Below are 12506 nucleotides of genomic sequence, written 5' to 3' on the forward strand. Positions count from 1 at the left end.
CACGCAAGCCGCATCACCAGTGCACGCTCTGGCTCGGCACGATGAAGGCGCTGTTATCAGGCGTCTTCGGCTTGTGGGTGAAATAGAGGAACGCGGAAACGATCAAGATGAGCAGTGCGATGATGGCCACCAGATCCACCTGGCGGGGATCGTGACCATGGCGGCTGATTTTCCAGCGCATTGTTGGTGTCCTCCCTGCGGACGCAGGAAGTCAATGCCGCACTGCCGCCACAGTTCCCGCACGCCAGCGATGCATGCGTCGCCTGAAAGCGCTGCAGCGAAGAGGCTTGAGCATGATTCGGAAAAGTGGGAACCGGTTTTCCTCGCGACAAACGCAAGCGTTTGCGCGGAGATCATGCTCAAAGAAAGAGCACCATCCCTCTACGGCCCGTTGACGCCGCGCCAGCGGCCATAACGCCAGGGCAGGTACCAGCGCGCACCGGGCGGCGCCTGCTCCGGGATGTTGTCGATGCCCGACGTGCCCCAGGGGTGGCAGCGTAATAGACGCGCCAGTGTCATCCAGCCGCCGGCCCACAAGCCGAAGCGCTCGATTGCCTCGTCGCCGTACACCGAGCAGGTCGGCAGATGCCGGCAGTTGTAGCCGACCAGCGGCGACAGCGTGTGCCGGTAGATCCAGATCAGTGCGCGACCGAGATTGCGCGGCAGCCGCCGGGCTGCGCTGGCACAATCCGTGCATCGCGATTGACGTGATGTTCGATGATACAGTGTCATGCCGCGAACTTACGTAGTCTTGCGGGGGTTCCAAAGCAAGGAACTCTGTTTTTGCAGATATTTACGCCACAGTTCGCAACTATTGCCCCGCACGGGCGGCGCTGCAGCGAAGGTCCTATGGACGATACAGGTCAGTACGGTTACCGTTTTGATAACGCTTCGATGACACCATCATGTCACGTTGCGATGGGGCCGTTGCCACTGCTCATCCATGGGGCCTGGGGGAAGGAACCAAATTGAAGCTCGTGACGTCGCTTCGTCTTCGCGGTCTGGCACTCATCGGCGCCGCCGCCCTTTGCATCACAGTGCCCGGCTCGGTTACGACGCTGGGTAATTCGGCCCGTGCCGGCGCCAGTCTCGAACAACGCAAGATGCCGATGCGGTTCAGTTGGGTGGCTTGCGAGCCCAACTGCCGAGGATGGGTCTCCGCCGTCGGCATTATCACCGCCGACAGCCCGCGTGAGTTCGATGAGTTCGCTCGCGGCCGCCAGCTCGGCGGCGCCACCATTGTGCTCGACTCCAGCGGCGGCTCGGTCAACGACGCCATCACGCTCGGCCGCCGCTTCCGCGGCCTGGGAGCGTTGACCACGGTCGGCACGACCGTCATCAACCAGACGTCGCAGGGCCAGCGCGCCAGCATCAGGCCGGAAGCCTATTGCGAGTCGATGTGCGTGTTCCTGCTGCTGTCCGGCAAGACCCGCTACGTGCCGGAAACCGCGCATGTGCGTGTTCACCAGATCTGGATGGGCGACCGCACCGACGATGCGCGTGCCGCCAGCTACACCGCGCAGGACCTGATGATCGTGGAGCGCGATATCGGCCGTCTCGCGAAGTATACCTTCGATATGGGCGGCGCGGGCGATCTCTTGTCTCTGGCGCTGAGCGTTCCCCCTTGGGAGGAACTGCACGAATTGTCGCGCGACGAGTTGCGGCTGTCCAATCTCATCACCACCGAGCAGGTCGCAGACGTGCTGCCGCCGCAGGACAAGGCGGGCACCGTGCCAGTCGCGGACGCGAAGTCGAAGCCGACACAGGACCGTTTCGTCACGAGCGCGGCTGAAAGCGAGACGCAGGCCCAGCCGGCGAAGTCGACATCGACTTCGACATCGACCAAGACCGCGGAAGCCCTGGTTCCCACCGGCGGCAGCGCCACGCCGCCTCCAGTCCAGCCGGCGAAGTAAACCCGCTCCGTTGCCTTGTCATCATCCGCGAAGGCGGATGATCCAGTACGCCGAGACTGTTGTGTTTGACGGACAATTCACCGTGTACTGGATGCCCGCCTTCGCGGGCATGACGACGGTACGTGCGGCGAGATAGCGCCTACGCCGGCTGCCTGGCCTTGGCCTCGATCTGGCCGATCGCATCGACCACCGCATCGAAGGTCAGCATGGTGGAGGCGTGGCGGGCCTTGTAGTCGCGGACCGGCTCGAGCAGGCCGATCTCGGCCCATTTGCCGTCTTCCGGCGGCTTGCCGTTTTCCTTGAGCATCTTGCGCACGGTCTCGCGCAATTCGCGCAGTTCATCGGCGGTTGAGCCTACGACATGCCTTGCCATGATCGAGGAGGAGGCCTGCCCCAGCGCGCAGGCTTTGACGTCATGGGCGAAGTCGGTGACGACGGGGCCGTCCATCTTGAGGTCGACCTTCACGGTCGAGCCGCAGAGTTTCGAGTGCGCGGTGGCGCTGGCATCGGGGTCGGGAAGGCGTCCGAGACGCGGAATATTCCCGGCCAGTTCGATGATCCGCTTGTTGTAGATATCATTCAGCATGCGAATATAAGGTCGTAGGCACAGGGGCAGGGGCGCCCTTGGCGGCAGGGTTCTATGGTCCTATATATGGCCGGTATCGGCCGAAATACAGTCCGGCCATGCCACCGGCGCGGGCCAGTTCAGAAGCCAATGCTATGCTGCCGGTGTTAGGATGAAGGGACTCCAGGCGTCCGGCGGCACGAAGCCGCCCCGTCTGCCCGGTGACACACCCGGTCCGAGAAGGGGACCGGTCGAACGGAGAGACGTCGAATGGACGCTGCAATCAAATCAATTCGCCCTGCCAAGAACAACGAGCCCAAGGTGGTCGAAACCCGGCCAGCCGAGCTTGATCCGTCCGAATTTCTTGCCGCTCCCGTCCGTGCCGACCAGCCGCGCCCGTCGCGTGCTGAAGCGGAAGGGGCGGTGCTGACGCTGCTCAGCTATATCGGCGAGAATCCGGGCCGAGAGGGCTTGTTGGACACGCCGCGCCGCGTCGTCGAGGCCTTTGACGAGCTTTACCAGGGCTATCACCAGTGCCCGGCCGAGGTGCTCGACCGCACGTTTGGTGAAACGGCTGGCTACGACGATTTCGTGCTGGTCCGCGACATCGAGTTCACCTCGCAGTGCGAGCACCACATGATGCCGTTCTACGGCAAGGCACACATTGCATATACGCCGGTCGAGCGGGTGGTGGGCCTGTCCAAGCTCGCCCGACTTACCGACATCTTTGCGCGCCGGCTGCAGACGCAGGAACATCTGACCGCCCAGATCGCGGCTGCGATCGACGAGATCCTCAAGCCCCGCGGCGTTGCCGTCCTGATCGAGGCAGAGCATACCTGCATGTCGGTGCGCGGGGTCGCCAAACATGGTGCGTCGACCTTCACCAGCCGCTTCACCGGCATGTTCCGCGACAATCCGGCGGAGCAGCAGCGCTTCCTGTCCCTGGTGCGAGGACCTAACCGGTAACCTCGCACAACATTGCGAGGTTATCCCTTGTCCACGTCAGCACATGATCACGACCGCGAGGAGGGGTTGGCATTCCAGCCCAAGTTCGACGCGTCCGGCCTCGTGACCTGTGTCGCAACCGACGCCACGAATGGCGACGTGCTGATGGTCGCGCATATGAACGACGAGGCGCTGCGCAAGACGATCGCGACAGGCGAAGCCTGGTATTTCAGCCGCTCGCGCAACGCGCTCTGGCGCAAGGGGGAGAGTTCCGGACATACCCAGCGCGTGATCGAGATGCGTATGGATTGTGACCAGGACGCTGTATGGATTCGCGTCGAGCAGGTCGGTGCAGCCTGCCACACCGGGCGCCGTTCCTGTTTCTATCGCGCTATCAAGAGCGAAGATGGCAACATACGTTTGTCATTCATCGACGCCGAACGCTTGGTCGATCCATACAAAGTCTATCGCAAATAGACTCAATATTCTCGTCGTTGCGCGTGTGCACGATGCAACGCACGAGCTTCGTTGCCACGGCGCGCGTGATGTGTAAAAATTCCCACTCGTCGTCGAAGTGGGGTCGCAGCGGTGGCGCGTCGTCTTTCTCTGATTCAATCGTGTTTTGTCTTTTTCGCGCTGTCGTTCCTTCCCGCGCACGCGCAGACGCCGGAACGCGCGCCCGACACGATGGCGGCGCGCGTGCTCGCTTGTGCCTCCTGCCACGGCGCGCAAGGCGAGGGTACGAGCGACGTCTATTTTCCCCGCCTTGCCGGCAAGCCCGCAGGCTATCTCTATAATCAGCTCGTGGCCTTCAGGGATGGCCGGCGCAGATATCCGCCGATGAACTATCTCTTGGAGTTTTTGCCCGACGACTACCTGAAGAAGATGGCCGACTATTTCGCATCATTGCGGCCGCCATTCCCGGAGCCTGCGATCCCGACCGTCAGCGACGCGATTCTCGCGCGCGGCGAATCGATCGTGAAGAATGGTGACACGCAGCGCGGCATCCCGCCCTGCGTGAGCTGTCATGGCCCAAACCTCGGTGGCATGGAGCCCGCGATTCCCGGCCTGCTCGGATTGCGCGCGAGCTATATCAGCGGCCAACTCGGCGGCTGGCGCTACGGAACGCGCACTGCCATCGCGCCGGATTGCATGCAGATCGTCGCGAGCCTTCTCACCGAAGACGATGTGAAAGCGGTCGCCGCCTATCTCTCGTCGCGCCCGGCGCCGACGGACCCGTCATTCGCGCCGCAAGGCAGCTTGCCGATGCCGCTCGCATGCGGCAGCGAACCGCGTTGAAGGGAGATCGCCGATGCAACGACTCTCGTCAAAGCTGATCCTTCTGACGCTGTGCCTTGCCGGCACGACGGTCGCAATTGCGCAGCAGAACCCAACTACCAATGCCGAACTGCTCAAGAAGGGCGAATATCTCGCCCGCGCCGGCGACTGCATTGCCTGCCACACCGCGCGCGAAGGCAAGACCTTCGCCGGCGGGCTGCCGATGAAGACGCCGTTCGGCACGCTCTATACGTCCAACATCACGCCAGATCCGCAGACCGGCATCGGCACCTGGACCGCGGACCAGTTCTACCACATGATGCACAACGGCCGCTTCCCCGACGGCGGCCTCGTCTATCCTGCGATGCCGTTTGGCTCATATACGAAAGTGACGCGGGAGGACTCCGACGCGATCTACGCCTATTTGCGTTCGGTCCCGGCGGTGAAGCAGGTCAACAAGCCACATGAATTGACCTTTCCCTTCAACAATCGCTCGCTGATCATTGGATGGCGCACGCTGTTCTTCAACGAAGGCGAGTTCAAGCCAGACCCGACCAAATCGGCGGAATGGAACAGGGGCGCCTATCTGGTCGAAGGCCTCGGCCATTGCGGCATGTGCCACACCGCGATCAATGCGCTCGGCGGCAGCTCGGAATCGCAGGCGTTTGAGGGCGGCCTGATCCCGATGCAGAACTGGTACGCGCCGTCGCTGACCTCGAACAAGGAGGCGGGCCTCGGCGAGTGGAGCATCCAGGAAATCGTCGACTATCTGCGCACTGGCGTCTCCGCGCGCGGCGCGGTCTACGGGCCGATGGCGGAAGTCGTCTACAACAGCCTGCAATATCTCAACGACGAGGATATCCGCGCGATGGCGGTTTACTTGAAGGGCCTCGCGCAAGGCGCTTCGCCGGACAGGCCGTCGCCGCCATTGCCCTCGTCCGAGAGCAGCCTTCTGCTTTCGCTCGGCAAGCAGATCTATGACCGCGACTGCGCAAGCTGCCATGGCGCGACCGGGCTCGGCATGCCGCCGCATTATCCGCCGCTCGCCGGCAACCAGTCGATCCAGATGTCGTCGGCGGTGAACGCCATCCGCATGGTGCTCAATGGCGGCTATCCGCCGGGCACCGCGGGCAATCCGATGCCCTACGGCATGCCGCCATTCGCGCAGCGTCTGTCCGATGATGAGGTCGCCGCCGTCGTCACTTACATCAGGACATCCTGGGGTAATCGCGGTGCGCCGGTATCTGCGCGCCAGGCCAACGAATTGCGCACGGCCACGCTGAAGTAGAAATGATGAGATCAGGTCGAACTGCATCCGCGACGAATGCTGCTCTCCCTCTCCCGCTTGCGGGGGAGGGCGGGGTGGGGGTGTCGCCGCGATTCACGCTGTCCGAACGCGTGGAGAGAGCCCTCACCCGGCGCTCCGCGCCGACCTCTCCCGCAAGCGGGAGAGGTGAAGCCACTCGCGGTATCGCGCTATAGGGGACCTCCATGACGGATTCATCCTCGCGAGAGCAGGCTCAGCCGTCCGATGACGAGGCGGTGGATGCCATCGTGCGTGCAGGTCCGAGCGGCGCGATCGCGGTTGCTGGCATCGCGACCGCGATCGTCATCGCTCTATGGTTCGCCTTCTATCTCTTCGTCTTCCTGCCGCGGAGCGCCTGATCGTGACCAGCGAGACCGATCATAGTCACGGCCCGCATGGCCTCGGCGAGGCGGTTGCCGCGCGCATCGAGCGGCGCTGGGCGGCGCTATCGATCGTGATCGTCGGCGTACTCGTCTGCATGGCCGCCTTCATCGGTATCCACCAGGCGACGATGCCGCAGGGCCGTGTCGAGACTGCCGATCCCACCACGTTGCATCTTTCCGGCGAATTCGTCGAAAGCAATCTCGGCAGCGCGCTGGAAGCCGACGGCTCGGTGACGGTGCGCGCGATCGGCCAGCAATATTCGTTCACCCCGCAATGCCTCGTGGTGCCCGCGGACACGCCGATCACGATCCGCGCCACCAGCGCCGACGTCGTGCACGGCTTGCTGATCGAGGGCACCAACATCAACACCATGCTGGTGCCGGGCTATGTCTCGGATCTGCCGATCCGTTTCAAGTCGCCGGGCGAGCACGTGATGCCCTGCCAGGAATTCTGCGGCATCGGTCATCAGGGCATGTGGGGCAAGGTCCAGGTGGTCGACCAGACCGCGTTCCGCAACATGGCGGCGAGCAAGCGGAGGCTCACCTGTGTTGATTAACAAGCGGCTGATTCTTTCGCATTTCTGGCTCGCCTTCATCGTATTCGGCGCGGCGCTGGTGCTCGGCGCCTGGCAGATGTTCGTGCGCAGCCCGCTGAACGCCTGGCACTTCAATCCGGAATTCTATTATCGCTCGGTCACCGCGCACGGCACGGTGATGGGCTATGTCTTCCCGACCCTGGTCGCGATGGGCTTTGGCTACGCCATCAGCGAAGCGGCGCTGGAGCAGCCGCTGATCGGGCGGCGCTGGGCCTGGGCCGGCTTAATTCTGGTCGCGGTCGGCAGCGTAGTCGCGATGATCCCGGTCTCGCTCGGGCTAGCCTCGGTGCTCTACACCTTCTATCCGCCGATGATCGGCAATCCCTTCTATTACATCGGCGTGGTCCTGGTTGTAGTCGGCTCATGGATCTGGGTCGCGCTGATGTCGATCAATCTCGCGGCCTGGAAGCGCGACAACCAGGACAAGCCGGTGCCGCTGGCGATGTTCGCCAACGTCGCGGGCTCCTATCTCTGGGGCTGGACCGCGGTCGGCGCCGCGCTCGAGCTCATTTTCCAGATCATTCCGACCGCGCTTGGGCTCACCGCCACCATCGACGCAGGCTTGGCGCGCGTATTCTTCTCCTGGACGCTGCACGCCATCGTCTATTTCTGGCTGATCCCGACCTACATCGCCTATTACGTCATCTTCCCGCGCGCGATCGGCGGCCGGCTCTACAGCGACGCGATGGGGCGGATCGCCTTCATCCTGTTCGTCGTCGTCGCAATGCCAATCGGCGTGCATCATCTGTTCGCCGATCCGCAGGTCGGCGCCGGATTGAAGTTCATGCATTCGGTGTTCACCGGCCTCGTCGCGCTGCCGACGCTGCTCACGGTGTTCACGATCGTTGCGTCCGCGGAGATCGCGAGCCGGCTGCGCGGCGGCAAGGGCGTGTTTGGCTGGATCGGCGCGCTGCCGTGGAAGAACCCGATCATGCTCGCGACCGCGCTGTCGTTCGTGATGCTTGGCTTCGGCGGTGCCGGCGGGCTCATCAACATGAGCTACCAGCTCGATTCCACCATCCACAACACGCAATGGGTCACTGGCCACTTCCACCTGATCTTCGGCGGGGCCATCGTCATCATGTATTTCGCGATCGCCTATGATCTGTGGCCGCATTTGACCGGGCGCGCGCTGGACAGCCTTGGGATGATGCGCGCACAGCTCTGGCTGTGGTTCATCGGCATGATCGTGACCACTTTCCCGTGGCACTATGTCGGCATCCTCGGCATGCCCCGCCGCATGGCGTTCTACGATTACGCCAATCCCGCGATCTCGCCGCAGGCCTTCTCGGTGACGATGTCGGCGGCAGGCGGATTGATCCTGCTGACGTCTGGCATCCTGTTCCTGATCGTGCTGATCCGCGGCCAGTTCGCGGCAAGAGGCGAGGCAGGCGCTTATCGCTTCGCCATCCCCTTGCACATGCCGGTGCGCATTCCTGTCGCGCTCAACAGTTTTGGATTGTGGCTGGCGCTGATGATCGGGCTGACGGTCATCAATTACGGCTATCCGATCGCGCAATTGATGGTGCTGAAGGGCACCAGCGTGCCCGCCGTCTATGTCGGAGCGGCCAGATGAGCGAGGAGAAGCTCTATTCGCTGCGCAATCCCTGGTTCAGCATCAGCGTCGGTATCACCGTCGCGATCGCCGTGTTGTCCGCGGTCGCAGGATTGATCTGGTTTCCGCTGCTGCAGCCCAATCTGAAGCTTTCCGGCATCTGGGATGCGATCTGCAGTGCCGCCGGCGTGCCCGGCCTGTCGACGCAGGCCGGCGCGGTCCCGCCCGCGTTCAAGACCTCTAATGTCGTGATGACTCCGGAAATGCTGACGCGGCAGGACCAGGTTTCGATCGGCCGCGGTGCGACGCTGGCGCAGCGCTGCGCGATCTGCCACGGGCCGCAGGGCGTGAGCGACGCGAACTCGCCGAACCTCGCCGGGCAGTACGCCGCGGTGACGTACAAGGAATTGAATGACTTCAAGACCGGTGCGCGGGTCAACGTCGTCATGACCCCGTTCGCGGCCAACATGACCGACCAGGAGATGCGTGACGTCGCCCTCTATTACGCCTATCTGCCGCGCGTGCCGTCCAGCCTGGTCAATCCGAACCTGACGCCGCCTGCGATCGTGGTGACGGGCGCGCCGATGCGCAACATTCCGCCCTGCGGCTCCTGCCATGGCGAGATCGACGTCAAGGCTGGCAGCCCGTGGCTCGGCGGCCAGTCCGCCGTCTATATCAAGGCGCAGTTGCAGGCCTTCGCATCGGGCGCCCGCCGCAACGACATCAGCGAGCAGATGCGCAATGTCGCCCGCCAGATGACCGCGGAAGAGATCGATCAGGTCGCGCGCTACTACGAGGCGCAGCCGTAGGGCGTCGCGACGCCGCTGCAGCGTGCTACAGCAGTTCGCCGATCATGAGCGCAGCCTTGCTCGCGCCGTCAGCCTCGACCGGCTGCGGCCTTTGTGGGCTGGAAAGAGCCAGCACCATCGCGTCGGCAATCACCGCGGGAGTGGACGCCGCAAAGTCCAGTTGAACGCCGGCGCCATAGCGGCGAAGGCGGTGGGCGACGTGAAAGTTCTGCTCAAAATGGTTTCGCAGCGGAAAATAGATGAAGGGCGTGCCGGCGGCGGCAAGCTCCATGCAAGTGGTCAACCCGCCCTGCACCAGCGCGAGATCGCACGCAGCGAGATGCCGGTCGAGATCGGCGACGAACGCCCGCAGGTCGACGCCGGCGGGGGCACCTAGCGAAGCCGGATCGATCCGCGGGCCGGCGACGACGACCATGCGCAACTCCGGCAGTTTTGCCTTCACGATGGGATAGGCTTGGAGAATGCGCCGTATCAGATGTGCACCGATGCCGGAGCCGCCGACGCTGACGATACAAACGTGCTCGTCGTCGCGGTAGCCCTGCCGTTCGCGCAGCTGTTTGCGGCCGCCAAATGTCTTGGGATGCTCGCCGATGATGTAACCGGAAAAATCGAAATGTCGTGGTACCCAGTCGCGCATCAGCGGCAGATTGGCGCCGAACGACAACGGCACGATGTCATCAGCCGTGCCGACAAAGATCGCGCGGTCGCGCACGCCGGGATGACGCTCGATGTGCTCGATCATCTCCGCATTGTAGTCGGCCGTCAGCATCGCCTCGTGCTCCCCGCCTGGCGGCATCGGGACATAGCCGACGAAGTCGGTCAGCCAGGCCAGTTTGGCCTTCTTCAGTTCGGGATGCTCATGCCAGTAGTGATCGATGTCCCACGCCTCGTCGGCGATCACGAGATCGTAGGCGCCTTGTTCGACCGCGTCCTGGAAGATCATGAAGTTCTTGATCAGCACTTCGTCCATGCGGCGCAGCGCCTGGAAACAGTGGAGTTCATGCTCGCCGCTTTCGAGCTCGATATGTCGCGTTTCGCTGGCAAGCCGCGGGCTTGACGGGTGTACCCGCTCGTTGCCTGCTTCGAGCAAGCGCGTGACCGGGTCCTGCGCCAGCCAGTCCACCTGAATGCCGGGATTGAGCTTGCGCAGTTCGTGCGTGATCGCGATATCGCGGCGGCCGTGACCGAGCCCGATCGGCGAGGAGAGGTAAAGCACGCGCTTCTCTCGCGCGGCTCGCGGCAAGGTTGGCCGCGACGGCGCGGCGACGCCGAGCCGACGCTCGAGGAAATCGTTTATCAAGGTATTCGCCTTGGCCGGATATCGGCCGAGCGGGTTGTGGCCGCCGCGTTTGACACTTGCAAATTCGGAGCCGGGCGTCTCGGCCTGCGCTGCTTTCGCACGCTCGCAGGGCTGGATCTGGTCGTCGTCGCCATGGATGAACAGCACCGGGCAGCGGGTCTTGCGGTACATGTCCACGCTGATGTCGAATTCGGGCGGAATGCTGCGCGCCTCCACCGTTCGGATCAAGGTCGGCCCGGTCGTCTGCGCGGCCCAGCCGATCCCGTCCTCGATCTGCTTGGTCGAATGCGGCTCGCTGCAGATCTTGCGGACAAAGAACTCGGCGAAATCAGGATAGTCGTCGAGCCAGTAATTGCGGTTGAACTTGTCCCAACCTTCGTACCGGTCATGACTGGCCGCGAAATGTGAAGGCGCAAGCCGTGCATGGTGCGCAGGTCCGATGGTCGAGACCGTGCCGGCCACGATCGCCGCCCTCACGCGTTCGGAATGGTGCGCGGCGAGAATGGATGCGACCAGGCCGCCGAAGGAGAGTCCGACCAGGATCGCTTGCCTGACGTCAAGCGCATCCATCACCGCGAGCGCATCGGCCACATAATTGTCGAGCGTGTAGGCGGCGACCTCCTCCGGCTGGTCGGACTTTCCGTTGCCCCTTCCGTCGTAGGCTATGCAACAAAAACGCTCGCTGAAATAGGGCAGTTGCGCCTTATAGATACGCGAATGGACAATGCTCCATGGCGGGACGAACAGCATGGTCTCGGCGCCATCGCCGTAGACCTCATAGGCCAATTTCACGCCGTCGCGTGTGACGAAGCCGTGGCTGTCGGGCAATTTTGCGCGCATGGCATTACCCTTCGTCTGGTCGAATACCTTCCGCAATCCGAATGAGATCGCCGACGCGTCGCAGTGACGCGCGGATCGGGCTTCCGTTCTTTTCCAGTCCCAGCAGGAATAGGCTTTCGCCGCCGATAAAGCTGGAGGCGGCGATCGCGCCGATCTCTTCGGCCGAAAAAGGGCCGAGCGGTCCGATCCTCCGCTCCGCCTTCCGTGCAAGGTCTGTAACCAGGTCGACCCAGCCCATGATGCCAGCCCGGATCACCTTGGCGACCTCAGCATCGTGCCAACTCACGGCGATCAATTCCTGCAGCACCCGCACATAGCCAGAGGCGATGTCTTCGTCCAGGTAATCGCAGGCGCGGTCCCATTGCTCCGACAGCTTCAGCGATGTGTCGCCGAACAGCGAATTCTGCCGTTCGAGCAGTTGCGCGTTCAGATGTTCGAACAGCTTGAGCACCAGGTTCTGCTTGGAGCCGAAATGATAGTGGATCTGGCTCAGCGGCATGCCGGCTTCGGCTGCGACCTCACGGGTCGAGAGTCCGGCATAACCGCTGCTGCGCAGCACTTTCTTCGCTGCTTCGAGCAGGCCGGTGCTCGTCTCGATCTTTCTTGCTGCTGCGCGCCCCATTTTCGTCCCCTCACGTCATGGTCAACAGGCCAATGCCCGGCAAAAGGCCGGGCATCACGGCATCATAGAACTAGGGTCTGTTGGGATTCAGGATTTTCATCCGGGCTCGGTTGTGATTCAAGCTATGGATGGACCGATTCGTTTTGACTGATGCCCAATGGGCGAAGATGGAGCCGCTTTGTCTTGGCAAGCCAAGCGATCCCGGCCGCAGTGGCAAGGACAACCGACGGTTTGTCGAGGCCGTGCTGTGGATCGCGCGAACCGGCAGTCCCTGGCGGGATCTGCCGCCCTCGTTCGGCCACTGGAACAGTGTCTTCACGCGCTTCCGCGACTGGGTGAAGGCGGATATCTGGAAGCGGCTGTTCGACGCCGTCTCCGATGATCCCGACTTGGA

At 63.1% G+C, this 12506-nt stretch carries 15 protein-coding genes; 10 read left to right on the forward strand and 5 right to left on the reverse strand.

The features are described from left to right. Positions 1-13: 13 nt before the first annotated feature. Together J6497_RS33985 and yidD are read right to left on the reverse strand one after the other, a co-directional pair. A complete protein-coding gene (locus J6497_RS33985; RefSeq protein ID WP_225708576.1) occupies positions 14-181 on the reverse strand; it encodes a hypothetical protein in 168 nt (55 codons plus the stop codon). Positions 182-381: 200 nt separating this feature from the next. Continuing rightward, entirely contained in the window at positions 382-732 is a 351-nt protein-coding gene (gene yidD / locus J6497_RS33990; protein WP_225708577.1) for a membrane protein insertion efficiency factor YidD, read from the reverse strand. 236 nt (positions 733-968) lie between these two features. Here yidD and J6497_RS33995 point away from each other — a divergent pair, with 236 nt between their 5' ends. After that, positions 969-1913 carry a COG3904 family protein gene (locus tag J6497_RS33995; protein WP_225708578.1) on the forward strand — a complete coding sequence of 315 codons (945 nt, stop codon included), beginning with the start codon at positions 969-971 and terminating at the stop codon, positions 1911-1913. Positions 1914-2052: 139 nt separating this feature from the next. On the opposite strand, the gene J6497_RS34000 is transcribed toward J6497_RS33995, so the two are convergent. Then, entirely contained in the window at positions 2053-2499 is a 447-nt protein-coding gene (locus tag J6497_RS34000) for an iron-sulfur cluster assembly scaffold protein (RefSeq protein WP_225708579.1), read from the reverse strand. Positions 2500-2748: 249 nt separating this feature from the next. Between J6497_RS34000 and folE the strand changes: the two genes are divergently transcribed. The 8 genes from folE (at position 2749) to J6497_RS34040 (ending at position 9350) form a co-directional block, all read left to right on the forward strand. Beyond that, positions 2749-3444 (forward strand): GTP cyclohydrolase I FolE, encoded by a 696-nt coding sequence (gene folE, locus J6497_RS34005; RefSeq protein ID WP_225708580.1) that lies wholly within the window; start codon positions 2749-2751, stop codon positions 3442-3444. Between the two features lie 27 nt (positions 3445-3471). Further along, positions 3472-3900, forward strand: coding sequence for a phosphoribosyl-AMP cyclohydrolase (gene hisI, locus J6497_RS34010; RefSeq protein ID WP_225708581.1), 429 nt, complete (start codon positions 3472-3474; stop codon positions 3898-3900). A gap of 210 nt (positions 3901-4110) precedes the next feature. Next, entirely contained in the window at positions 4111-4722 is a 612-nt protein-coding gene (locus J6497_RS34015) for a c-type cytochrome (RefSeq protein ID WP_312010414.1), read from the forward strand. Between the two features lie 13 nt (positions 4723-4735). After that, entirely contained in the window at positions 4736-5989 is a 1254-nt protein-coding gene (locus tag J6497_RS34020; RefSeq protein ID WP_225708582.1) for a cytochrome c, read from the forward strand. Positions 5990-6192: 203 nt separating this feature from the next. Next, a complete protein-coding gene (locus tag J6497_RS34025; protein ID WP_225708583.1) occupies positions 6193-6366 on the forward strand; it encodes a hypothetical protein in 174 nt (57 codons plus the stop codon). Positions 6367-6368: 2 nt separating this feature from the next. Then, the gene (locus J6497_RS34030) at positions 6369-6947 is read left to right on the forward strand and encodes a cupredoxin domain-containing protein (protein ID WP_225708584.1); all 579 of its coding nucleotides are present in this window, start codon (positions 6369-6371) and stop codon (positions 6945-6947) included. After that, positions 6937-8562, forward strand: coding sequence for a b(o/a)3-type cytochrome-c oxidase subunit 1 (locus tag J6497_RS34035; protein ID WP_225708585.1), 1626 nt, complete (start codon positions 6937-6939; stop codon positions 8560-8562). The genes J6497_RS34030 and J6497_RS34035 overlap by 11 nt, the downstream gene beginning before the upstream one ends. Continuing rightward, a complete protein-coding gene (locus tag J6497_RS34040) occupies positions 8559-9350 on the forward strand; it encodes a c-type cytochrome (protein ID WP_225708586.1) in 792 nt (263 codons plus the stop codon). Before J6497_RS34035 ends, J6497_RS34040 begins: the two co-directional genes overlap by 4 nt. Before the next feature lie 25 nt (positions 9351-9375). Here J6497_RS34040 and J6497_RS34045 read toward each other — a convergent pair whose 3' ends face one another. Then, positions 9376-11490, reverse strand: coding sequence for an alpha/beta hydrolase (locus J6497_RS34045; protein WP_225708587.1), 2115 nt, complete (start codon positions 11488-11490; stop codon positions 9376-9378). A 4-nt stretch (positions 11491-11494) separates the two neighbouring features. Further along, entirely contained in the window at positions 11495-12112 is a 618-nt protein-coding gene (locus J6497_RS34050) for a TetR/AcrR family transcriptional regulator (RefSeq protein WP_225708588.1), read from the reverse strand. Positions 12113-12240: 128 nt separating this feature from the next. On the opposite strand from J6497_RS34050, the gene J6497_RS34055 reads away from it, so the two are divergent. After that, the coding region (locus tag J6497_RS34055; RefSeq protein ID WP_225708589.1) for a transposase at positions 12241-12506 on the forward strand (266 nt) is incomplete at its 3' end.

Source organism: Bradyrhizobium cenepequi, assembly GCF_020329485.1.
Taxonomy (GTDB): Bacteria; Pseudomonadota; Alphaproteobacteria; order Rhizobiales; family Xanthobacteraceae; genus Bradyrhizobium; species Bradyrhizobium cenepequi.